We start from the raw sequence: 23,713 nt of genomic DNA, 5'->3' as shown, positions 1-23,713 counted from the left end.
GAATGTTTAATTTCGCAAAAACTGCTGTCTTGATGGCGGCAATTACGGCATTGTTTATTGTCGTTGGTGGGATGTTGGGCGGGGAGCAAGGGATGCTAATGGCATTGTTATTGGCCCTTGGCATGAACTTTTTTAGCTATTGGTTTTCCGACACGATGGTGTTGAGGATGACCAATGCGCAGCAGGTTGATGAACGATCTGCACCACAGTTTTATGCATTGGTACAAGAGCTTGCTGACAAAGCTGGCCTGCCCATGCCCAAAGTATTTTTAATTAATGAGGATGCGCCCAATGCATTTGCAACGGGACGCAATCCAGAGAATGCTTCTGTCGCAGCTACCACTGGAATTCTTAAGATTTTGTCTAACCGGGAGCTGCGCGGAGTAATGGCCCATGAGCTAGCGCACGTTCAGCATCGAGATATTTTAATTTCTACAGTTGCAGCTACGATGGCTGGTGCAATTTCTGCGCTCGCTAACTTTGCAATGTTTTTTGGTGGGCGTGATTCTGAGGGCAGGCCTAATAATCCGATTGCGAGTCTATTGGTTGCTATCTTGGCGCCCATTGCCGCGAGTTTGATTCAAATGAGTATTTCGCGTGCAAGAGAATATGAAGCAGATCGCGGCGGAGCAGAAATTAGTTCTGACCCAGAGGCCTTAGCTTGCGCACTAGAGAAAATTCATGCTTACGCACAAGACATTCCATTTCAGGCTGTGGAGCACCATCCAGAGACGGCACAGATGATGATTCTGAATCCCTTAAGTGCTGGCGGCCTTGCGCAATTATTTTCAACCCACCCACCAACTGAAGAGCGAGTGGCACGCCTCATGGCTATGGCAAAAAATGGGGCATATCCCAGAGCAAATTCATTTGACTGATAAAAAAATACCGCATAGTCTTCCACTTTCTGAAGCAATCAGTATTGCTGCACAAGCTATTGGTGAGGTAATGAGTGGCCGGTCACTGACGGAGGTTCTGGATGAATTAGATCCTCATGAGCGCCCCATTGTGCAAAGCCTGAGCTTTGATGCCTTGCGTAAATGGGTTCGGTCGCACGAGTACATTAAAGAATTTATTCCAAAGAATCCACCGCCAGAGGTGGATCATCTGTTGAGTATTGCAATTGCACTTTTTTTAAATGAAATCACAGATGGCAGAGGCTACGCCGCACACACCATTGTTGATGAGGCTGTAAGCGCTTGCGCTGACTACGATAAAACGATGTATGCCAAAGGCCTGGTGAATGCAGTGCTTCGCAAGGTTAGTCTTGTCGTGCAGCCTCCAGAGGGTGAAAGACGTTTTCCCCCAGATCCTGTTCCGATGTTTGTTCCGCCCTGGTGGCGTGCCAACTTAAAACGAAATTACTCGAAGACTTGGCAGTCAATTTTGTTCGCCCAAGCAAAACGCGCCCCGTTAATTTTGCGCGTTAATCAAAAACAATATTCACGGGAGCAATATCAGGCACTATTGAGCGATGTTGGAATTGAGTCTCACCCAATTGAAGAGCTTGCGGGAGTGAAACTTTCCGCTAGTTTGCTCTTAAGGAATGCAGTTCCTGTTTCAGAGCTGCCAGGCTTTTATAGTGGTTCGGTATCGGTTCAAGATGCTGGAGCGCAGTTGGCGGCAACCCTTTTGAGCCCTCAGCCGGGCGAGCGAATATTGGATGCTTGTGCAGCACCCGGTGGAAAAACCGCACACTTGTTAGAGCTGTCTGATTGCGAGATGGTGGCGTTAGAAATCGATGGTGAGCGTCTTGGCAAGATTAGCGGTAACTTAGACCGGTTGCGCCTGCACTCTGACAAGGTACAGGTGCTTCGAGGCGATGCATCCAAGGCATCTTGGTGGGATGGTCGCCTTTTCGACAAAATTTTGCTCGATGCACCATGCTCTGCCTCGGGTATTGTGGCCAGACATCCAGACATTCCCTTTTTAAGGCGTGAGGCGGATATCAAGTCTTTGCAGATCAAGCAGCGTGGTATTTTGGAACAGGCTTGGAAAATGTTGAAGCCCGATGGCCTAATGCTCTACGTTACCTGCTCAGTATTTCCAGAGGAGGGGGAGGGGCAAGCACACTGGTTTACCGCAGAGCATGGCAATGCGGTACGATTAGATGCTCCAGGACAGATTCTGCCGACGGATATAAGTGATGGTTTTTACTATGCTTTGTTTAAGAAAAACGGGCCATGAGCCAAAGAATTAAACAATTCATCTTCTTATGCTTGATGGCGTTGAGTGTATTTTCAACAAGCGCAAGTGCAGAAGGAATCAAAATCAAATCCTTTGAGTTGGAGAGGGTTGATAACGACTGGCTTTTAAATGCCACTTTTCAGATTGAGCTTTCCCCTGGTCTTGAAGACGCTGTGCAAAAAGGGGTGGTTCTGTATTTTCAAACAGAGTTTGATTTAACCCGCTCGCGTTGGTACTGGTTTGATGAGAAGTCAGCGCTTACCCAAAGACAAACTCGGCTGTCCTATCAACCCCTTACCCAGCAGTACCGAATTGCTTCGGAAGGATTTACATTTTCCGCAAAGACAATTTCAGAGGCCTTGCAAGCGGTTGGCAGCATTGGCGGCTGGCGTGTAATTGATGGTAGTCAGTTAGATACAAGTAAAGCATATACGGCCTCCTTACGTATGAATTTGGATTTAAGCAAATTACCCAAGCCATTTCAGGTGAATGCCTTAAACAATCGTGATTGGAATGTTTCTAGCGATTGGCTGCGCTTTCCCTTTTTGCCAACCAGCTCCAATCTCATTAAGCGATGAGAGCATCCTCAACGCCGTTAAAGGGGGCCTTTTTTACATCTAGGGCCTGGAGAAAAAAGGCAATTCCAGTTGCGATTGGAGTGATTGGCGCGTTCGCATTATTGCTCTTGGTCTTGCTATCGATTGCCTCCTCAAACACAGAGTTTTTTGATAACTACTTTATTTGGCTTTATGCGGCCAATGTTGTTATTGGGGTTTGTCTAACCCTGGTGATTTTGACTTTGGTAACGGTGATTGGTGTTCGCTGGTACAGGGGCCATTTTGGCACTCGTTTGATTGCTAAATTGGCAATGATTTTTGCTTTAGTTGGGATTGTTCCAGGCTTAATTTTGTATGGCGTTTCATTGCAGTTCGTATCACGTAGCATTGAAACTTGGTTTGATGTAAAGGTCGAGTCAGCACTGAACTCTGGCTTAGAGTTGGGGCGCGTTACCTTGCGAATTGCTCAAGAAGAGATTCTTGCCGAGGGAAATTTTATCGCCGAGCAAGTTGTACAAGTACCTGCTGGTGCGACATCTGATCAGGTTGGCGCGATGATCATGAAGATACGCAATCAATTCGGTATTCAAGAGGTTAGCCTTTTTAATATTCAGCGTAACTTGATCTTAACGAGCGAGTTAAGGCCTAAAAAATATTTACCTGCACCTAGCGTTGAGATAGTTGCCGAATCTTTTAAAAAGAAGGGTGTGACTTTTTTAGACCAGGTTGAAATGGAAGATGGTCAGCGCGGTTATCAGGTAAGAGCGATTGTGCCGATTGTGCGTAAGAAGCCGATGCTAGGCAAAATGGAGTCCAATAAAGACGCAGAAGATAAATATTTTTTGCAATTGGTGCGCTTTATTCCAAGCCCGGTAGCTAAAAATATTTTTGCTGTTGAGTCTGCTTATAGCGAGTATCAAGAGAAGTCTTTAGGGCGCGCTGGCCTTCGTAAAATGTTTGTTGGCACACTAACGCTCACCTTATTTTTCGCTCTATTTGTTGCCGTCACTTTGGCTTTGCTGCTGGGGCGTCAATTAGCGCGCCCGTTATTAATGCTGCTTAAGGGAACTCAGGCGGTTGCACAAGGCGATTTATCGCCCAAGCCCGAGCTAGATACCGGCGATGAACTCGGCATGTTGACGCGCCAATTTAATGTGATGACTAGGCAGCTTGCTGATACGCGTACTTCTTTGCAAGAGTCCAAGGCATTCCTGGAGAAGGTTCTAGGGAGCCTAACGGCAGGTGTTTGTATCTTTGATAAGAACTACAATGTAGTGTCGAGCAATGCGGGTGCAGATCGAATTTTTGCGCAAGACTTAACCCTTTTAGATGGTAAGCCACTCAGCAGTAACCTGGCGCTTTCAGAGTTTGAGGGGGCCATTAAAGAGGGTTTTGCAACGATGAAGCTTGCGGTTGCTAATGAAAGCCCCCCCGCGCCCCAGATTTCTCAAAAAGGGGCCCCTGTCTGGCAAAAACAAATCCAGCTACACACTGCCAATGAATTTGAGAACGAACTGGGCGTCACCTTGTTTGTCCGGGGCACAGAACTGACAGCAGATTTGCGTATGGTGGTGTTTGATGACATTACCGATGTGGTTAGCGCACAAAGATCAATTGCTTGGAGTGAAGTTGCTAGACGCTTGGCCCATGAAATTAAAAATCCACTGACCCCAATTCAGCTATCAGCTGAGCGTTTGCAGCATAAGCTGGCTGGTAAGTTGAGTCCGGAGCAGGAAGAAATGATTAATCGCAGCACTGAGACCATTATTGGTCAGGTGCAGGCAATGAAAGAGATGGTGAATGACTTTAGGGATTTCGCCAAAACGCCAACCCCACAGCTAAAGCCAGTTTCGATCAATACACTGATTACAGAAATTTTGGGCTTATACGAAGGCAGCCCCTTGCGCACTCAACTTGACCCAAGCTGTCCAGAAATTATGGGTGACCCAACTCAGCTCAGGCAAGTTATTCATAATCTATTACAAAACGCACAAGATGCCACGCTTGAGGGCCCCCATCCTGGCGAGGTCGTTGAGGTAAAAACAGAATTAGTGCCCTATGGAGAGCACAATGGCGTAGAACAAAAAGCCGTGCGATTAACAATTAGTGATTCTGGGGTAGGATTTCCAGCTAAGATATTGGCAAGAGCATTTGAGCCTTATGTCACAACCAAGACTAAGGGCACGGGATTAGGTTTGGCGGTTGTTAAGAAAATCATTGATGATCACTCTGCCAAAATTGAAATACGAAACCGTATGCAGGGGGCAGAAGTGATTGGTGCGCGGGTATCGGTATTGTTTATGAATCTAGCAAAAGAGGCGGCCTAAGTATGGCTAGTATTTTGGTTGTTGATGACGAGATGGGAATTCGTGAGCTTCTCAATGAGATTCTGACGGACGAAGGTCATACGGTGTATGCAGCGGAGAGTGCTATTCAGGCCCGTACCATTCGTGAGCAAATGCGCCCTGATCTTGTCTTGCTGGATATTTGGATGCCAGATACTGATGGCATTACCTTGCTTAAAGAGTGGTCTAAAACAGGTCAGCTCACCATGCCCGTGGTGATGATGTCTGGTCATGCCACTATTGATACGGCAGTTGAAGCTACACGAATTGGCGCATTGAATTTTTTAGAAAAGCCAATTGCATTACAAAAGCTGTTGAAGACCGTTAGTAAGGCCCTAGAAAGTTCCCCAAAATATGTTGAGCCAGCTACGGAAAGGGCCGTTCCATCCAACGCCAATCAGGCCGCCGCCCCAAAGCCAGCTGCTGGTGAGCCGGCTCCAGTGCCGCTTGAGGGTGAGTACATTAGCGGTATTGCAAAAACCTATTTTGATTTACCTTTGAGGGAAGCAAGAGACCTCTTTGAGAAAGCTTATTTTGAGCATCAAATGCAAATCATGGGTGGCAGCATGACCAAGATTTCTGAGTACACGGGTTTAGAAAGAACCCACTTGTATCGCAAGCTAAAAGCCCTGGGCATAGATACATCTCGCAATAAGGGCGAGCAATAAGACTGCAGGCGAATAAATCTGCCAAATAGGATGTTGGCAGAGCACTCTTTTCGCTACCATTCTTAAAATTACTCCCATGGAAATTAAGGTCAACTTTCTCGATAAGTTTCGTCTAGAGGCGAAGTTCGATGACTTCACTGTAATCGCGGATCAGCCGATACGCTATAAGGGCGACGGCTCTGCCCCTGGCCCCTTTGATTACTTTTTGGCCTCATCCGCTTTATGTGCTGCTTATTTTGTGAAGCTGTATTGTGATGCGCGCAAGATTCCCACAGAAAATATTCGTCTATCTCAAAACAATATTGTTGACCCTGAAAACCGATATCAGCAGATTTTTAAGATTCAGGTTGAGTTACCGGAAGATATTTCTGCCAATGATCGCCAAGGTATTTTGCGCTCCATTGAACGTTGTACAGTTAAAAAAGTGGTGCAAGCTGGCCCAGAGTTTGTGATTGAGGAAGTAAAAAACCTGGATGAGGATGCACAGACATTGTTGGCTCTAAAGCCAGTTGGTGATGCCAGCACCTTTATTGCTGGTAAAGATTTGCCGCTTGAGCAAACGATTGCCAATATGACTAGTATGTTGGCGAATCTCGGAATCAAGATTGAAATTGCCTCATGGCGCAACATTATTCCCAATGTCTGGTCTTTACATATTCGTGATGCGCACTCACCGATGTGTTTTACCAATGGCAAGGGGTCAACGAAGGAAAGCGCTTTGGCATCAGCCTTGGGCGAGTATATCGAGCGACTAAGCAATAACCACTTCTACGCCGGAACATTTTGGGGTGAAGAGATTGCCAACAGCACATTTGTTCACTACCCGAATGAGCGCTGGTTCAAACCAGCCACCAACGACGCTCTGCCAACAGAGATTCTAGACAAATACTGCCTGAAGATTTTTAATCCTGATGGCGAATTACGTGGCTCACATTTAATCGATACTAACTCTGGAAATTCTGAGCGCGGTATTTGTTCGTTGCCGTATGTACGTCAATCAGATGGTAAGACCGTTTATTTTCCATCTAACCTTATTGAAAATCTTTATGTCAGCAATGGTATGAGTGCTGGCAATACTTTGGCTGAGGCGCAGGTGCAATGTCTGTCAGAGATTTTTGAGCGCGCAGTTAAGCGCGAAATTCTGGAAGGCGAACTCGCTCTTCCTGATGTGCCCAAGGAAGTGCTCGCTAAATACCCCGGTATTTTGGCCGGCATTCAGGGCCTAGAAGAGCAGGGCTTTCCTGTACTGGTAAAGGATGCATCGCTGGGTGGAGTTTATCCAGTGATGTGCGTCGCTTTGATGAATCCGCGGACAGGCGGTGTGTTTGCATCATTCGGAGCGCACCCCAGTTTGGAGGTCGCACTGGAGCGGAGTTTGACGGAATTGTTGCAGGGGCGAAGCTTAGAGGGCTTAAATGATTTGCCTCCGCCGACCTTTGCAAGTGAAGCAGTGGCTGAACCAAATAATTTTGTTGAACACTTTATTGACTCTAGCGGTATTGTGTCCTGGCGCTTCTTCAGCGCAAAGCCCGATTACGATTTTGTCGAATGGGATTTTTCTGGTCACGGCAAGAACTCAAATACCGAAGAGGCGGCAACCTTGTTTGGCATTCTCAAAGATATGGGTAAAGATTCTTACGTGGCGGTATACGACCAGCTGGGTGCGATTGCATGCAGGATCTTGGTACCCGGTTATTCAGAGGTCTATCCAGTAGAAGATCTGATTTGGGATAACACCAACAAAGCGTTGCTGTTCCGCGAGGATATTTTGAATGTCCATTCCTTGGGTGATGAACAATTAAGTGCTTTGCTTGAGCGCCTCACGAATAATGAACTAGATGAATATGGCGATATCGCTACATTGATTGGTGTTGAGTTTGATGAAAATACGCCCTGGGGTCAGCTAACAGTTCTGGAATTGAAGCTTCTAATTCATCTAGCGTTGGGGCAATTTGATGAGGCGCTAGAGCTGGTTGGCGCCTTCCTTCAATATAACGACAATACTATGGAGCGCAGGTTATTTTATCGGGCTCTAGAGGCGGTGCTGGAGATTCTGCAAAACAAAGATTTGAAGATTGATGACTACATAATCAACTTACGCCGGATGTTTGGCGACATCAGAATGGATGCCGTAATGGGCTCGGTGGATGGCAGCGTGCGTTTCTACGGACTAACTCCAACCAGCATAAAACTGGAAGGCCTTGATAGGCACCATCGCTTGATCGATAGCTATAGAAAATTACATGAGGCACGCTCCAGGGTCCATGCCAGGGCTACTTAGCTGGGACAGGGCCAATTTCTGGGCTAAAGCACAGTTTCATTTATAATCCCAAGTCTTGGCCTGGTAGCTCAGTCGGTAGAGCAGAGGATTGAAAATCCTTGTGTCGGTGGTTCGATTCCGCCCCGGGCCACCAAGAACCCCTGGTCCGTACCGGACACACGGTTTACATCCGGTACCGACCACATGGTTTACAGTTGCCGTTCACATCCCCCCATCATGAACTGTCCTTTAAAAGGACGCTTTATTTATTGGGGATTTGTCATCCCTGCGTTGGTTAACCGTCGATTTAAGCGACGCTTATTTACCATCACTGCTTGTAATGTCGTTTAAAACGAGATTAAACAGCTTGTAATCAAGTTGTCATATCTAAGGATAACTATCAGGGTTCAAACTCTTAGCTAAGGGATGGGCATGCTATACCTTTTGCAAAACACAATTGCTTCCAGTATTCGACCAATGCGTCAATCTCTCAGGATTGTGCGGGCTACTTTAAATAGTGCGGCCAACCCATTTATTAATACGGAACTCCATAAATCTAATCTTGCTTGGCTAGATGTCATAGAGCAATTGTCAGGCGCTCATCTCAAGCCGGAGTGGGGTATTCATGAGACTGAGGTTAATGGAGGGGCAGTTGAGATTCAAGATGAAATAGTTCTCAAGCGAACTTATTGCCAATTAGTGCATTTCAAAAAAGTAGCCACAAAATTACATCAACCAAAACTACTCATTGTTGCTCCCTATTCGGGGCACTTTGCCACCCTTTTGCGAGGTACCGTTGAGGCAATGCTACCAGAGCATGATGTTTACATTACTGATTGGTTAGATTGCAAGAACATTCCCACCAATCAAGATCGCTTTAATCTTAATGATTTCATAGACTACTTAATTGATTTCTTGCATTTCTTAGGCCCTAAGACCCATGTGTTGGCAGTGTGTCAGCCTACCGTAGCCGCCCTTGCAACTACTGCCATCATGTCAGATTGGGGTGATCGCTGTCAGCCATGCTCATTAACGCTGATCGCTGGACCGATTGATACTCGAGTAAATCCAACCAAGGTTAATGAGTTTGCAAAATCTCACGATCTAGAGTGGTTTGAGAAAAATTTGATTCAACCTGTGCCACCACCATTTTTAGGCATGGGCAGAAGGGTTTATCCAGGTTTTTTACAGCTAAACAGTTTTATGGCTATGAATTCTGATCGTCATGCCATCTCAATTGATGCCATGCACGAGGCATTGGTTCGGGGAAATGAAGAAGAAGCCCATCGGCGCAAAGCTTTTTATGATGAATATCTTTCAGTGATGGATTTAACCGAAGAGTTTTATCTTCAAACCATCAAAGAAGTCTTTCAAGAACATTCCTTACCACAAGGAAAGATGATGAGCCGTTGGCATCAGGTAGATACTAAACATATTCGCAAAAGCTATTTGATGGTCATAGAAGGTGAAGAGGATGATATTTGTGGTGTTGGTCAAACGAAAGCGGCATTTGATATCACGCCAAACCTACCTGAAAAACACAAACGCTACGAGTTGATTCAAGGAGTAGGGCATTACGGAACCTTTAATGGCGCAGTGTTTCGTCGCACGATTGCCCCAATGATTACCCAATTTATTCAAGATGCTGATCAGCACCATGAAGTAACAGTTTCACCTTCCCAAGTAACTACAACAGGAGACCAATCATGACCTTAAACCATTTTGGTGGATCAGGACAGACATCAGGACAAATGAACCCCATGAAAACTATGGAGGGATTTTATAGTTTGCTGATGCCTATTTGGGCTATGACGAGTAATTCTATTGAAAATCATAAAAAATTACACGTAGAATTAATTGAGTTAATGCAAGAAGCCAATGAGCGGGTTACTGATAGAGCAGTTGAAGCGGTTGATCATAGTAAGCCTAATGAATTTATGGCGGCCATGACTATTGCCTGTCAAGCATTTGGACAAACGAATCTAACAATTTATAGCGCCATGGCTGAGCAACATCATCAATTTATGGACAGCTTCTTTCAGCTAATGGATAAAGGGCATCAGCAGATTTATAAAGATGCCAGTCAGATATAAAAAAGTTGTCAGGCCAGGGCATACCCATTAATGCCTCAAGGATTTGACATCCTAGGCCCTGGTCGATTCCGCCCTGGGCCACCAAGAAACACCGGTCCGTACCGGACACATGGTTTACACCTGCAGTAAGCAATCTTCGTACTTTCATTCCACGGCATAAAGTGTTAACTATGTGTCGAGTCGTACAAAACCCTCACCAGCAATGGTGGGGGTTTTGTCTTTTAGGCGTTACTTTAAGTAATGCTGGGCATGCTGGAAAGTATCTAGGCAATTACTACACATTCTCAATGGCGATACCAGTAGATTGTGGTCTGAGGGGTTGCTTACGGCTATTACTTAGAAAAATTGAATTCTAAAAACCCTTCATTCATTGCCATATAATTCTCAATACCGAAAGATTGCCCCTCAATTTCCGATTAAAGGTCATACCTTTGAAAAATCAAGGATTCAACTACATTAAGTTAGTTCTGCGCGATGAATTTCTAGCACTCAAAGAACTATTTATTGAGAGAAAAATATTCCTCATCATAGTCATAGCCATTTTGCTGGCTATCATATTGCTTCTTAAACCATTCCCGCCACGCTCAGTCACTTTAACGACAAATAAAAGCACAGAGTATGCTTACACCAGGTTGGCGGAGGCCTTCAGAGATTCGCTTGAGGAAAATGGCTTAAAAGTGGATTTAATTGCTACAGCTGGCACTATAGAAAATGCTAATCTGCTCGAGAATCCGAATAGTGATGTCAATGTTGCTCTTATTCAAGGTGGGGCCATAAGCAATGAGCAATCACAAAATTTCTACTCACTCGGAAGCATTGCCTATGAGCCAGTATGGATTTTCTGTAGAAAAGATTTAGTAAAAATGCCGCAAGAATTCAAAGATTTAGCAAGACTTAATTTAAACGTAGGCTTAGGACCAGCAGGGGGAGGCACTCTCCCCTTAGTAAAGCGCCTTTTTGAGGCGAATGGAATTGAGATTGCCAGTCGAAATAATTTTAGAGTCAGCTCTTACGAGGCTGACTTTGAAGATCTCCTCAAATCGAAATTAGATTGCACAATTGAAGTGATGCCCTATCATGATAGGAAAGTTCAGTTTCTACTCAGAAACCCAAAAATTGCACTAATGGGTATACCAGATGCAAAAGCTTATCAAATGTCAGTTCCATACCTTGAAAAACTTGTCTTACCAGCCCATTCTGTTGATATTGCTAAATCAATACCTGATAAAGATATTTCTTTAATTGCTACTACTACAACGCTTGCTGTTAAGAAGGATTTGAATGAAGACGTTCAAACTTTACTCCTTGTAACTGTACGTGATTGTTTACAAGATTTTAAAAGTTTGTTTTTTGCATCTAGAGGGGAATTTCCGAAATATATGGACCCCTCTATACCCATAAGCCCAGTTGCTAGAAAATTTTATAACCAAGGTGTGCCGCAAATATTTAGTCACCTTCCTTTTTTCTTAGCAGGATTTACAAATAGATTATGGATTTTCTTGCTCACCGCATTTGCGCTACTGTATCCATTGGCAAAATTAAATATGAAGTTGCGTTCTATTAATTATGAAATCAGGCAAAGTCCATATCTTGAGGAATTACTCTCAATAGAGAGAAAGATCACCGCTTCTCAATTAGTTAAATCTGATGCTGAATACCTTCTTCAGCGGCTAGAGAAATTAAATAAACAGGTTATCTCTGAAAGAGTACCCATTGGCATGGAAAATTCATACTTCAATCTCCTTAGTGCGATTGAATTAGTAAGAAGTAAAATTGCATCTAATTCCAGATATTAATCCGTCGATCGCGAGTTCGATTCCGCCCCGGGCCACCAAGATTTAAATAATGCCCTGCTTCGTGCGGGGCATTTTCATTTGCTCTGACGCAGAAAAATGTTTAAATTGGCAGGGTTTAGTAAAAACAAAAAATAGGATCCCAATAATGATCAAGATACTTAATTCATGGCCTGATTGGCTAATTATTCTGCTGTTCTCAATAGCCTGCTTAATTGCGATGTATTCACTTCATGCCATTCTAAGGCCTATTTTAAATAAGTTGATACCGGGCGAGGAACGAGAACTATCAATCAGTATCCACAGCACCATGGTGTCGGCCTTAGCGGCAATCATCGCGTTTTCAATGGTTCAAGCCTTAACCAATTTTCAAAAATCTGACGCGATTGTTTCGCTTGAGGCAACCCAAATTAACAATCTGGATCGGTTATTGACTCGCTATGGCGACCATAAGTTTGATGTCATAAGATCAGACCTACTTGCTTACACCGAATCAATTGTGAAAGATGAGTGGCCCACTCTTTATGAGGGGCACGGAAGCGATAAAACCCAAAAACTATTTTTGCCTGTAGCACGAGCGGCTGTGGGCATTAAGCCATCAAATGGTCGTGAAGAAATGCTTTACGGTGAAATAGTCAAATTAACCGAATCTATAGCAGAGTCACGAGATTCAAGAATTGAGATTGCCCATATTCAAATCCCATATATTTATTGGCTGGCAATCGCCATTCTTTTTGTGGCCAAGACATTGCTTTCTTCAGCTTATAAGCCCTCCCGTGAAGAGTCATTTTCTTTGGGCGTTCAGATGGTGGTGCTCGCCTCGCTCTTGGCCATCGTATTCATTTTTGATCAGCCATTCCTAGGGGAGACGGCAATTCAGCCTGATGCGATTGTTGACACAATTAAACTAATGAAAGCAAGGCAGATGTAGTTTTCAGATAGGATGAGAACTCCTTAGGCCCTGGTCGATTCCGCCCTGGGCCACCAAGAATTCTTGAAGCATTAGAGTTGGCCCATAGAATCTCTAGTGTCAGCCGCGGTCAGTCACCATTTCTCCCAGATATCTCCATATTGAATCGTCCTTTTAAAGGACGCTTAATGAACGGGGGATTTGACATCCCTGTAGTGGTCAAGTGTCGATTTAAGCGACACTCATCTAGGGTCGGTGCTTGAGATGTCGTTTTAAACGACATTACCTCTTGAGTATTATTTTTTCTTTAGCAATTCCAAGGAATCAGGATGTTTTTCTAGTAGACCTTCTTTTTCTAATGTGGCGATAGCCCTATATAACGCCTCATGCGTAACGCCGATCTCTGAAGCCATGGATTTGAAATCAGACTGAAGTGTCAATACGCCTTGTTTGCCTTCGGTCTCAATCAGATGAATTAATTTACTGCGAATGTCTTTAAGTCCCAATCGTTCAGATTGTGTTCGAAGGCGCATGATCTCTTTGCTAAGCAACTGCACCCATTTCATTGAGAACTTGCTATCGGCGAGTGCTTCTCTTAAAGATTTAATGGGTAGCGTGATCGCTTGTCCATTGTGAGTCGCAATAGCATCACAGTGATAAGCATCTACTAACAAACTGGCTTCACTGACAAAGCCACCCTTACATCTTTGTAATGTAGTGGGCTCTCCATGGCTACTGATTCTCGTAAGAACAGCTTCGCCCGAAACAATAAAGAACATGTATTCAGGTTTTTTGCCCTGATGGAAAAGGTAATCACCTTTTTCAAAGTGATGGGCATGACATTGCCCCAATAGTCCTTTGGGCAGGAGCTCCTTTAGCAGTTCAGGAATATAGATGTCCATATGATTTAAATCATACGCTCTTTGGATGATTGAGCGAATAATCAATTCATACAAAGGAGGTTGGTATGGAAACAATCAATTTAACGGTAAGTGGAATGACTTGTGGTGCTTGCGTAAAGCATGTTGAAAAAGCCATTAATTCAATTGCTGGGGTGCAAAAGGTTGAGGTAGATCTTGCCTCTGGCGCAGTCAAGGTTGAAGGCAATATCTCGCAACAGGTAAAAGAGATTATTGCGGCATTAGAAGAGGATGGTTATCCCGCAAAGATCAGTTCTGATGCATCGCCTCAAGCAAAGGCTAAGAGTGGTTCTTGTAAGAGTGGCACAAGTTGTTGCTGTAACTAACTAAATGAATAGGAAATTCAAAATGAAAACTGTAAACAAAATTGCAATTAGCGTTGCCACTGTCATGGGTCTTGGATTGGCTGTAGCCTATGCTCAGCCAGGTCCAATGGGTAATGGCATGGGCCCAGGCATGATGCGTGGCCAAATGATGCAAGGTCAGATGATGGGGCAAAACGCCAACATGAAAATTATGCGTGAGTTGATGACTCCTGCCGAAAGACTGGCCATGATGGACAAGATGATTGATGCCAAGACAGTAGAAGAGCGGCAAGCAATCATGACAGCTACACATACAGAGATGGAAAAGCGCGCCAAAGAAAAAGGCATTACTTTGCCAGCAGGACATGGCCCGCAAATGATGTCGGGCAGAAACTGCGGATAAATCAGTTGAGCGTGGGTAGAAGCCACCTTCGGGTGGTAACACCGCTCAATGCAGACAAGTTATTGATATAGATCAAATGGCTTGGTGCTTATGAGCATAGTCTTAACAAAGCAAAAATAATAATTAATGGGGGTTATATGAAATGTAATGTTGGCCGTATCGATCGCGTACTACGCATCTCTGTTGGACTGGTCTTAGTTGGTTTAGCCGCAAGCAATGTGGTTGGCGTATGGGGCTGGATTGGCATTATTCCTTTGGCAACTGGCTTATTTAAGTTCTGCCCAATGTATCCAATCTTGGGAATCAATTCTTGCGGCGCTGGCTGTAGCAATGGCAGTTGTTCTAAGTAATCTTTTGCCAACAGCTAACAAGCAAATCACTGATAAGGATCCAAGATGATCAATCCAGAACAAACCAGAGCATCTAGCTCTAAAGGTTGGAGTCCCTATTTGGCAGGTGCCTTAGTTGGAGTGCTGGCTATCGTTTCTGTCTATCTGACTACCGTTTATATGGGCAAGTCCACCTACTTAGGAGCATCAACTACTTTTGTTCGCGCGGCAGGTCTAGCAGTTCAAGTGGTAGACCCTAGCTATGTTGCACAAAATGTTTATTACGCAAAAGAAAAAGTTGTTATTGATTGGCAATTTCTCATGGTGATTGGCATCTTTTTTGGCGCATTGCTTTCCTCAAAAATGGATGGCAGTTTTAAGTTAGAAAGCCTGCCACCATTATGGGAAAAACGTTTTGGCTCTTCAGTTCCAAAGCGTGCTGTATTTGCTTTTGTTGGCGGCATCGTGGCAATGATTGGCGCTCGCTTAGCCGATGGCTGTCCTAGTGGACATGGACTGAGCGGCATGATGCAGTTATCAGTAAGTTCTTTTGTCGCATTAGCCATGTTCTTTGGTTTTGGCGTCATCGTCGCAAGCTTCATGTACAGAAAGGCAAGCTAATCATGTCTATAGATCAACTATTAGGATTAGCAACTGGCGTTATCTTTGGTTTCTTATTACAAAAAGGGCGTGTTCTACGCTATGACAAGCAAGTTGCCGCATTGCTATTAAAAGACATGACAATATTTAAGTTCATGCTCTCAGCCATTGTTGTGGGTATGTTTGGTGTTTTAGCTTTGCATGAGATGGGGCTTATTACATTGAGCCTTAAAGCAATGAATGTCGGTGGCATTTTGGTGGGCGGCGCATTGTTTGGTGTGGGTTGGGCAGTCTTGGGCTATTGTCCTGGCACCTCAGTAGGCGCAGTGGGTGAAGGTCGCTGGACTGCAATCTTTGGCGTGATTGGTATGGTTGTAGGCGCAGGAATTTATGCCCAAATGTATCCATTCTTTAAATCAACGGTGCTTGCTTGGGCCGACTTAGGAAAGATTGGATTACCCGAGACTCTTGGCGTTAATCAATGGGTTGTTGCCGTAGTATTCGCGTTGATTACTCTTGGTATGTTTCGCTGGTTTGAGAAAAAAGGACTTTGAAGGTATGCGAGAGCTTTGTAGTTGGCTCTCGCTACGCCTTAACTCGCGATGTCGTTTTAAACGACAAATTCGGCATTATCTAAAACTCATATGAAGGCATTAAAAGAAGCTCTAGAGAAATTAAGACAGACTGGGTCTATTGGGCTTGAAGACTTTAGAAATCTGAAGATGAAGGATATTGAACAGCTCACCGAAGAAATTAAGCAGTGGTGTCTTTATGGAAATGGCAATCCTGAGAAGTTGGGTAAGAAATATAAAGAGCTTTAACTTCAAGTGTCGATTTAAGCGACGCAGACTCGAGCGTCCGTTAAAAGGACATCTTATATATGCGTATATACGCATATATGGCTATTAGCACTTTCATTTCAATCATCATGTTGAGAAAAAGACTATTAAGTCAGGCTCAGCAAGCCATGAAAGTAAAGAGCATAATAATTTAGGTAATCTATCAATAAGAGGTAATTAAATGCTTGATACGCTTATTTTGAGCAGAATTCAATTTGCTTCGAATATGACCTTTCATATTCTTTTCCCAACGATATCCATTGCATTGGGGTGGGTACTCTTCTATTTCAAAGTTAAATTTAATAAAACAGGCGATTCGATATGGAGTGATGCTTATCAATTCTGGGTCAAGATATTTGCCTTAACTTTTGCTCTGGGTGTTGTTAGTGGCATTACGATGAGCTTTCAGTTTGGAACCAATTGGCCTGGATATATGGAGACTGTAGGCAATATCGCAGGGCCATTACTGGGTTATGAGGTTTTATCCGCATTCTTTCTTGAGGCAACTTTTTTAGGAATCATGTTGTTTGGCTCTAAGCGAGTCTCTCAAAGGGCTCATACTGTCGCCACATTTCTAGTTGCTTTCGGTACTTCGCTTTCAGCATTTTGGATCATTGCATTAGATTCATGGATGCAAACTCCACAAGGGTTTGTGATGATCAATGGACAAGCACATGCGACCAGTTGGATTGAGATTGTCTTTAATCCTTCGATGCCCTATCGCTTGTTCCATATGATGACAGCCTCATTTTTGACGGTAACATTTTTAATTGCAGGCATTTCTGCTTATCGATATTTAAAGGGCATTAATCTTTCTGGCAACCGAGCCCTGATTAAGTTAGCAATGTCTGTAGCGGTTGTATTGACACCATTTCAAATTGTGCTTGGTGATTTGCATGGCCTAAATACGTTAGAGTATCAGCCTGTAAAAGTGGCGGCAATGGAGGGAATTTGGGAAACAACAAAAGGTGCCCCTGCGGTTTTGTTTGCCATACCCGATGAAAGCCTTAAAGCTAATCAATATGAAATAGCCATTCCAAAGCTGGCATCTTTATATTTGACTCACTCATTAGATGGAGAGGTGAAAGGTTTAGATGCCTTCCCTGGCGCTACTCCACCAGTTAAGCCCGTGTTTTTTGCTTTTCGCATTATGGTCGGCATTGGTATGTTGATGCTCTTTACTGCAGGCATTGGCTTTTATCTGACCAGAAAAAGTAAAGAATTACCAAGGTGGTTCTTAAAAGCTCTAAACGTTATGACATTTTCTGGTTGGCTAGGAGTGCTTGCTGGTTGGTACGTGACTGAAATTGGTAGACAGCCCTATCTTGTTAGTGGAGTCCTAAAAACGGCTGATGCAGTTACTAAAGTGCCTACTAATATGATTTTGGGAACCTTGGTGATGTACGTAGTACTTTATTTGGGACTCATTGTTTCTTACATTTGGGTGGTTTTTTATTTGGCAAGACAAACTAATCCTGTGCATATTATTGATGGGCAAAAATCAGGCTTGACCAACAGCATTGCCGGAGCATAAACATGATTCCTAATTTATCTGAACCATCGGGTTGGTTGCCACTTTTCTTTTTGGTTGCAATGGGCATTGCTATGGTCGCTTATGTTGTTCTGGACGGATATGACCTAGGCGTTGGCATCTTATTAAATCAGGCAAGCGATTCTGAAAAAGACATCATGATTTCATCAATCGGCCCTTTTTGGGATGCGAATGAAACGTGGTTAGTGCTTGGAGTTGGCGTACTCTTGATTGCCTTTCCAATGGCACATGGAATCATTCTGACCGAGCTTTATTTGCCTGTGGGCATCATGTTGGCCGGCTTAATATTGCGAGGCGTATCTTTTGACTTTCGCGCAAAAGCACATTTGAGCCAGAAGGCAGTCTGGAATTTTTTATTCTTTTTTGGTAGTTTCTTGGCGGCGGCATCCCAAGGTGTGATGGTTGGTAGAGAGGTGATTGGTTTTGATTCGGGCTACTTAGGTTGGATATTTTCTTTCATCGTGGCGCTTTGTCTGCCTGCTGGATATGCTCTATTAGGAGCCAGCTGGCTGATTATGAAGACGTCTGGCGAGTTACAACTTAAGGCTGTTGGCTGGGCAAGAAAATGCCTCTTATTAACGGCGCTAGGTGTTGGGATTATTTCTGTGGCGACACCATTCTTTAGTTCAGCGATTGCGGCTAAGTGGTTTAACCTTCCTAATATCTTTTTCTTACTTCCTTTTCCAGTTCTGACCCTGGCGTGTTTTGTCTTAATTGATTTGAACTTGATAAAAATGCAAAGAGATAAGCCAGCGGCAGTTTGGATTCCTTTTGCCCTAAGCGTAGCCATCTTTGTTCTGGCTTTTTTAGGAATTGCTTACAGCATGTTTCCTTATATCGTCGTGGACAAAATGACAATCTGGGAAGCGGCTTCCGCTACAGAGTCATTATGGGTAATATTTTGGGGCGCTGTAATTGTGCTACCAACTATTATCGGATACACCATTTATTCCTACAAAATCTTCTGGGGCAAAACTGAGCCGCTTAGTTATTACTAAAACAGCAATTTAAGCGTCGATGTAATAGACGCTTACTGAAACGTCCTTTAAAAAGACATCTCATATATGCGTATATACGCATATAAGGCTATCAAAGTAAAAGTTGCCGCGATAATTAACGATAGATGTCGTTTTAAACGACATTACAAGACACTATGGCAGTTGAGTGGAAGGATATGGCAACACAATCTGTGCGCACAGAAAAATTGCCCCTCGCAAGATTCTGATTTCATTGCCAAATTTGACCGGCACAAGGACGTATAGTTTTTGATAAGTCGAGACTAGTGACTCAAGCCCTTGAAATGCTTGCGAAAGCGGTCTATCGGAGGATATTTGAAAATCCTTGTGTCGGTGGTTCGATTCCGCCCCGGGCCACCAAGAATCTCAATAGCCCACTTTTTGGGCTATTTTCTTTAGTGGCTTGGTAGGGGTAGCCACCATTAGAGCCCGATATCCTCATCATGAATTGTCCTTTTAAAGGACATGTCAATTAAACATCCCTGTGTCGGTCAAGAGTCCATTAACTCTCAATGTCGTTTAAAACGACATTTATTACCTCTATGTTCTGCCAAAGTATTGCTATAGAATTTAAGAAAAAAAGGCGCCAACAAATTCATTTTGAAAAATATTGCCAAAATCCATTTAAGCAATATTTATATTGTCTTTTTTATTGGGATCTTTACTTCCAATGCGTTGGCTCAGATAAAAGATGATGCTATTAGCCCAGATGTTGTAGCGATTTCAGATCGCTTGATTGGGAAAATTCAGCCATCGGATTCTGAAAAACAGTGGATCGATGCCAATCATAAAATTAGATTTTGGGTAAGTGCTGAAGCCCCGCCATATTTTTACGATAAAAAGCAGCCCGTTGGCTTGGCAATAGATTACGCCAAGATTACATGTGCGGTATATAAGCTAAATTGCGAATTCAAAGATCAATTCTCTGGCTCTTTTTCTGAGGCAATCCCTTTTATAGGAACAGCGAATGGTCCAGATGTGTTCATGACTGGCAGATTTTTACCAGAACGACTGAAGTATGTGCTGTATACAAATCAGTACCTTTTCTCTCCATGGGTAATTATCACTAGGACCGATAGCGCGCGAATTATTTCGCTTGGTGATCTGTCTGGAAAAAAAATTGTAGGCGTTAAGGGCTTTGTCGTAAATGGCTTGGTGCGTAAAGAGGTATCTGATTTTGAGTTTATCGAAAAAAAGACACAACATGAAGCGCTACAAGCCATTTCATCGGGCGTTGGCGATGCTTATGTCGCGGACTTAGTCAATGCTACTTTTATGATCGCTCAGTATGGTTTTTCGAATCTTACAGTAGCGGCCCCTACAAACTTTCCCATTCAGGGTGAGTCTATGATGGTTAGAAAGGATTGGCCTGAGTTAGTCACCTTAACCAACAAAGTGCTCGACACATTAACTGAGCAGGAAAAGCAAAGCCTAAAAGAAAAATGGTTTTCAGTACGATTTGATTATGGTTATTGGCGTATTGTGGCAATTTACGCATCCATCTTTGGGGTGATGCTATTGCTGGGACTCATTCTTTTTTGGTCTTGGAATAAAAGGCTGAAAAAAGAAAAAGCACAAATACAAATGTTATTAGACGAACGCGATTTTATGGTTGGCTCACTACTAAAAGCCAATAAGACCGCGGCGACTGGTGCCCTATCGGCATCCATTGCGCACGAACTCAATCAACCACTTGGCGCATCGAATCTGAATATTCAGTTTCTTAAAATGAAATTAGAAAATGGGGCTCTTAATCCTGAGTTGGGTAAAGAAATCTTGGATTCACTTGAGCAAGATAATACGAGGGCTGCGACGATTGTTAAATCCCTCAGATCAATCTTTACAGATGGCGAATCCAACACTCAAGCAGTTCAATTGGGCGACTTGGTTTCAAGCGTTCTAGAGATTGTCAAGCCAGAGCTTAAGAGCAAGAATATTCAAATTCAGCTTCGAGTCGATGATGATCTGGTGATTATGGTGAATCCATCTGAAATCGAGCAAGTCATATTAAATCTACTGAATAACGCAATTCAGGCTTTGGCTAAGTCAGGAACGCTCCAGCATCGTATAGCATTAGAGGCTACTAAGGTTGGTCAGTCCGTCCGTCTCAGTGTTTCTGACAATGGGCCAGGTGTGCCCGTTGAATTCAAACCCCAGCTTTTTGAGCTCCTGAGTACAACCAAGCAGACTGGTATGGGTCTAGGTTTATGGCTTTGTAAGCATATTGTTACTAGATATAGTGGCTCAATCCATCATGAGGATTTGGTTGGCGGTGGTACACGGTTTGTCATTGAATTGCCATCTGCTGCCTATAGCTAGAGTTAGGCATCCTAGGCCCTGGTTCGATTCCGCCCCGGGCCACCAAACTTAATAATGCCCTGCTATATGCGGGGCATTTTCTTTTGGTCAGGCGCATGAGATGGCAACTTGACAAAGCGTACGCTTTTGCGTACTATATTCAAAAGGAGTGAAATCATGACCACAATAACCGCAAGCGAAGCACGCGCCGGTCTCTACCGGTTGATTGATCAGACAGCAGAGTCACACAAGCCAGTAGTTATTTCTGGTAAGCGAGCAAATGCGGTTTTAGTTTCTGAAGAAGATTGGAGCGCTATTCAGGAGACGCTGTATCTATTGGCAATTCCAGGAATGCGTGAATCAATTAAAGACGCTATGGCTGAGCCTATTGCTAAAAGTAAAAGGGCATTGAAGTGGTGACTTGGAATTTAGCTTATTCCAAATATGCCATTAAGGATGCAAAAAAACTATCTGCCGCTGGCCTTAAAGATAAAACCCAGGCTTTATTGGATATTTTAGAAGTAGATCCCCTACAAAATCCACCGCCTTATGAGAAGTTAGTTGGTGATCTAAAAGGGGCTTACTCACGCAGAATTAATATTCAGCATCGCTTAGTTTATGAAATTTTCCGCAAGGAGAAGACGGTTCGAATCTTAAGAATGTGGACTCACTACGAATAAAGTAGGCATTAGTCTAAGTGCGGATGTAGGCATCCTGTAGCCGTGGTCGATTCCGCCCGAGGGGAGCAATGGTAAGTAATTGTTCTTACTTTTACTAAGGGCGGTAATCATCAGCGAATTTACCTCCCAAGAGGAATTCATGGGAAGATAAAAGCCGCCTTGATTTAATTTCTTGGGGCTATGTTTGATGGTAAATTGTTCTCTTACTGCACCACCCATTTCAGAAATACCCGAAACGCGATAGTTTTTCATGGTCCCATCAGAGGCTAGCGTTATGTGCTCTTTTAGGGTTGGTCCTCGCCCATTTTCTTTAAAGTCAAAATTAACATCAACTTTATTGCCATGACGTTTGACGGTTTGATGACCTGCTTTGACTCCATTTTCAAGTAGGACTACGTACTTTACTTCAGAAGACAGAGCAACAAAGCAGGACCCCATCAAAATAAGAAGCAAAAGAATTTTACGAATTAGTGGCATGAAACCTAAGTGTTGGAAGAAAACCAAAGAATTTACAATTTCTTTGTTACTTGCTCATTACATGTATTTAATTGATCGATTCTGCAACGCCAAAAAATATTCAAAGCATCTTTGGGGTCTGGGGAATGGCGGTTCGAATTATATGAGTATTAATGTCATGGTTTCATGCTCTAATGACACTCAATATGATTACTGTCGTTATTGCTTCTTATAGATATGGACACCTTGCCGCCCATTGCATCGAGTCACTGCTCTCCCAAACGATTTCTCCTGCGAGAATTTTATTTGTTGATGATGGTGGCTTTGATTGCAATCATTTACCAGCTTTATATCCTGATATTGAATACGTACTGAGGGATGAAAATTTAGGTGTTGTAGATAACTTTCAAGACATGCTTTCTAGAGTAAATACTGAGTATGTCTTATTTATAGGGGCTGATAATTGGTTGCGCTCAGACGCAATTGAAATGCTATCTAATGCCAGTGCCGATATTGTCACTTACGACGTTATTGTTACCGGAGAATTAAAGAAGGACATCTTAATGCGGATACCCATCCAAGCGTTTCCCCATCAAGGTGATTTATATTGGAATCGTCAAGAACAGCATCACGGATCCATGATGTATAGAACAGCCTTGGGTCAAAAAATCGGCTATAAAAAGAGATATGAAGATGGTGCCCACCCCCAAGAGGATTGGAACCTTTGGGATAAGATGCTTGAACAAGGTGCCTCTGTAGCTAGTATCAAAGAGGGACTTTTATTCTATAGAAGGCACCGAGAAAATTTTTTGAAATACTCTCATGAAATTTTCCAGATACCGGAGTTAGAGAAAAGTTACGACTTTGAATAATGGCTAGAACCCAGGTCAACTTCTCCCCGGGCCACCTATAAACAATAAAACTACCTACGGGTGGTTTTATTGTTTATAGGGTGTAGAGTGAAGTTTATTAGGAGAGCCACATGACAATAGCTACGCCCACCAATCAAGAGCTACAAGTTTTAGAGGCTCTGCGTGCCCACAGAAGAAAGCACCGCGCCGGTCTTCCCCTTCAAAGTTCTGCGCACATAGAACAGCCCATCGGATCATTAACTATCGGGCAAAAAATATCAGATGTGGTAGCAAAGACCGTGGGATCTTGGAAGTTCATCATTATCCAAAGTGTATGTATCTCTACTTGGATTGTTTATAACTCAATAAGCAACAGCAATACTTGGGATCCGTACCCCTTTATTCTTTTAAATCTAATGCTGTCATTTCAGGCTGCCTATACCGCACCGGCAATTATGATGAGCCAAAATCGACTCTCAGAAATTGATCGGCAACAGGCTAATAATGATTTTGAGGTTAATGTAAAGGCAGAGCTGGAAATTGAATTGCTCCATCAAAAAATAGATATGATGAAAGAGAAAGAGCTGTTCGCCTTAACAAAGGCCGTAGAGGCGCTGAGTCAAAAATTTGATAGCTATCGCAAGTAAGAGG

25 protein-coding genes and 1 tRNA gene are annotated in these 23,713 nt (G+C 43.4%); 24 read left to right on the top strand and 2 right to left on the bottom strand.

The genetic code is table 11. From position 1 onward, the window contains the following. The first annotated feature begins 2 nt into the window (after positions 1 to 2). From htpX to C2740_RS09250, 11 genes are all read left to right on the top strand, one after another. Positions 3 to 878, top strand: a complete 876-nt coding sequence (gene htpX, locus C2740_RS09300) for a zinc metalloprotease HtpX (protein ID WP_215293404.1) — start codon at positions 3 to 5, stop codon at positions 876 to 878. Then, entirely contained in the window at positions 871 to 2,187 is a 1,317-nt protein-coding gene (rsmB, locus tag C2740_RS09295; protein WP_215293403.1) for a 16S rRNA (cytosine(967)-C(5))-methyltransferase RsmB, read from the top strand. The genes htpX and rsmB overlap by 8 nt, the downstream gene beginning before the upstream one ends. Continuing rightward, positions 2,184 to 2,765, top strand: coding sequence for a DUF4390 domain-containing protein (locus C2740_RS09290; protein WP_215293402.1), 582 nt, complete (start codon positions 2,184 to 2,186; stop codon positions 2,763 to 2,765). Before rsmB ends, C2740_RS09290 begins: the two co-directional genes overlap by 4 nt. Continuing rightward, entirely contained in the window at positions 2,762 to 5,071 is a 2,310-nt protein-coding gene (locus C2740_RS09285) for an ATP-binding protein (protein WP_215293401.1), read from the top strand. The genes C2740_RS09290 and C2740_RS09285 overlap by 4 nt, the downstream gene beginning before the upstream one ends. A 2-nt stretch (positions 5,072 to 5,073) precedes the next feature. Further along, a complete protein-coding gene (locus C2740_RS09280; RefSeq protein WP_215293400.1) occupies positions 5,074 to 5,757 on the top strand; it encodes a response regulator in 684 nt (227 codons plus the stop codon). A 76-nt stretch (positions 5,758 to 5,833) separates the two neighbouring features. Continuing rightward, positions 5,834 to 8,038, top strand: a complete 2,205-nt coding sequence (locus C2740_RS09275; protein ID WP_215293399.1) for an OsmC domain/YcaO domain-containing protein — start codon at positions 5,834 to 5,836, stop codon at positions 8,036 to 8,038. Between the two features lie 57 nt (positions 8,039 to 8,095). Then, positions 8,096 to 8,171 (top strand) — tRNA-Phe (locus tag C2740_RS09270). Between the two features lie 278 nt (positions 8,172 to 8,449). Continuing rightward, the gene (gene phaZ / locus C2740_RS09265) at positions 8,450 to 9,727 is read left to right on the top strand and encodes a polyhydroxyalkanoate depolymerase (RefSeq protein WP_215282801.1); all 1,278 of its coding nucleotides are present in this window, start codon (positions 8,450 to 8,452) and stop codon (positions 9,725 to 9,727) included. Further along, positions 9,724 to 10,110, top strand: a complete 387-nt coding sequence (locus tag C2740_RS09260; RefSeq protein WP_215293398.1) for a hypothetical protein — start codon at positions 9,724 to 9,726, stop codon at positions 10,108 to 10,110. Before phaZ ends, C2740_RS09260 begins: the two co-directional genes overlap by 4 nt. Positions 10,111 to 10,541: 431 nt before the next feature. Continuing rightward, positions 10,542 to 11,906, top strand: coding sequence for a TAXI family TRAP transporter solute-binding subunit (locus C2740_RS09255; RefSeq protein ID WP_215293397.1), 1,365 nt, complete (start codon positions 10,542 to 10,544; stop codon positions 11,904 to 11,906). Between the two features lie 145 nt (positions 11,907 to 12,051). Continuing rightward, complete coding sequence (locus C2740_RS09250) at positions 12,052 to 12,834, top strand: DUF4239 domain-containing protein (RefSeq protein ID WP_215293396.1); 783 nt, start codon at positions 12,052 to 12,054, stop codon at positions 12,832 to 12,834. 275 nt (positions 12,835 to 13,109) lie between these two features. Here C2740_RS09250 and C2740_RS09245 read toward each other — a convergent pair whose 3' ends face one another. Further along, positions 13,110 to 13,760 carry a Crp/Fnr family transcriptional regulator gene (locus tag C2740_RS09245; RefSeq protein ID WP_215293395.1) on the bottom strand — a complete coding sequence of 217 codons (651 nt, stop codon included), beginning with the start codon at positions 13,758 to 13,760 and terminating at the stop codon, positions 13,110 to 13,112. 20 nt (positions 13,761 to 13,780) lie between these two features. Between C2740_RS09245 and C2740_RS09240 the strand changes: the two genes are divergently transcribed. From C2740_RS09240 to C2740_RS09190, 11 genes are all read left to right on the top strand, one after another. Next, complete coding sequence (locus C2740_RS09240; RefSeq protein ID WP_096673119.1) at positions 13,781 to 14,059, top strand: heavy-metal-associated domain-containing protein; 279 nt, start codon at positions 13,781 to 13,783, stop codon at positions 14,057 to 14,059. Between the two features lie 22 nt (positions 14,060 to 14,081). Next, entirely contained in the window at positions 14,082 to 14,441 is a 360-nt protein-coding gene (locus C2740_RS09235; RefSeq protein WP_215293394.1) for a hypothetical protein, read from the top strand. A gap of 137 nt (positions 14,442 to 14,578) precedes the next feature. Continuing rightward, on the top strand, positions 14,579 to 14,791 hold the full coding sequence (locus C2740_RS09230) for a DUF2892 domain-containing protein (protein ID WP_215293393.1): 213 nt from the start codon (positions 14,579 to 14,581) through the stop codon (positions 14,789 to 14,791). Between the two features lie 45 nt (positions 14,792 to 14,836). Continuing rightward, complete coding sequence (locus C2740_RS09225; protein WP_215282143.1) at positions 14,837 to 15,391, top strand: YeeE/YedE thiosulfate transporter family protein; 555 nt, start codon at positions 14,837 to 14,839, stop codon at positions 15,389 to 15,391. A gap of 2 nt (positions 15,392 to 15,393) precedes the next feature. Then, positions 15,394 to 15,924: a YeeE/YedE thiosulfate transporter family protein gene (locus tag C2740_RS09220; protein ID WP_215293392.1), complete on the top strand. Its 531-nt coding sequence runs from the start codon at positions 15,394 to 15,396 to the stop codon at positions 15,922 to 15,924. 90 nt (positions 15,925 to 16,014) lie between these two features. Next, the gene (locus tag C2740_RS09215) at positions 16,015 to 16,191 is read left to right on the top strand and encodes a hypothetical protein (RefSeq protein WP_215293391.1); all 177 of its coding nucleotides are present in this window, start codon (positions 16,015 to 16,017) and stop codon (positions 16,189 to 16,191) included. 199 nt (positions 16,192 to 16,390) lie between these two features. Continuing rightward, complete coding sequence (locus C2740_RS09210) at positions 16,391 to 17,743, top strand: cytochrome ubiquinol oxidase subunit I (protein WP_215293390.1); 1,353 nt, start codon at positions 16,391 to 16,393, stop codon at positions 17,741 to 17,743. 2 nt (positions 17,744 to 17,745) lie between these two features. After that, a complete protein-coding gene (gene cydB, locus C2740_RS09205) occupies positions 17,746 to 18,759 on the top strand; it encodes a cytochrome d ubiquinol oxidase subunit II (protein WP_215293389.1) in 1,014 nt (337 codons plus the stop codon). Between the two features lie 693 nt (positions 18,760 to 19,452). Next, a complete protein-coding gene (locus C2740_RS09200; protein ID WP_215293388.1) occupies positions 19,453 to 21,096 on the top strand; it encodes an ATP-binding protein in 1,644 nt (547 codons plus the stop codon). A gap of 156 nt (positions 21,097 to 21,252) precedes the next feature. Next, positions 21,253 to 21,495, top strand: a complete 243-nt coding sequence (locus C2740_RS09195; RefSeq protein ID WP_215293387.1) for a type II toxin-antitoxin system Phd/YefM family antitoxin — start codon at positions 21,253 to 21,255, stop codon at positions 21,493 to 21,495. Next, positions 21,492 to 21,755 carry a Txe/YoeB family addiction module toxin gene (locus C2740_RS09190; protein ID WP_215293386.1) on the top strand — a complete coding sequence of 88 codons (264 nt, stop codon included), beginning with the start codon at positions 21,492 to 21,494 and terminating at the stop codon, positions 21,753 to 21,755. The genes C2740_RS09195 and C2740_RS09190 overlap by 4 nt, the downstream gene beginning before the upstream one ends. On the opposite strand, the gene C2740_RS09185 is transcribed toward C2740_RS09190, so the two are convergent. Continuing rightward, complete coding sequence (locus C2740_RS09185; protein ID WP_215293385.1) at positions 21,729 to 22,232, bottom strand: hypothetical protein; 504 nt, start codon at positions 22,230 to 22,232, stop codon at positions 21,729 to 21,731. The two genes, C2740_RS09190 and C2740_RS09185, sit on opposite strands and share 27 nt — an antisense overlap. Positions 22,233 to 22,417: 185 nt before the next feature. On the opposite strand from C2740_RS09185, the gene C2740_RS09180 reads away from it, so the two are divergent. Then, on the top strand, positions 22,418 to 23,083 hold the full coding sequence (locus C2740_RS09180) for a glycosyltransferase family 2 protein (protein ID WP_215293384.1): 666 nt from the start codon (positions 22,418 to 22,420) through the stop codon (positions 23,081 to 23,083). A 110-nt stretch (positions 23,084 to 23,193) separates the two neighbouring features. After that, on the top strand, positions 23,194 to 23,709 hold the full coding sequence (locus C2740_RS09175; RefSeq protein WP_215293383.1) for a DUF1003 domain-containing protein: 516 nt from the start codon (positions 23,194 to 23,196) through the stop codon (positions 23,707 to 23,709). Positions 23,710 to 23,713 lie beyond the last annotated feature (4 nt).

It is taken from the genome of Polynucleobacter sp. MG-5-Ahmo-C2 (genome assembly GCF_018687735.1).
Taxonomy (GTDB): domain Bacteria; phylum Pseudomonadota; class Gammaproteobacteria; order Burkholderiales; family Burkholderiaceae; genus Polynucleobacter.
This window is presented reverse-complemented; position numbering and strand designations above follow the sequence as displayed.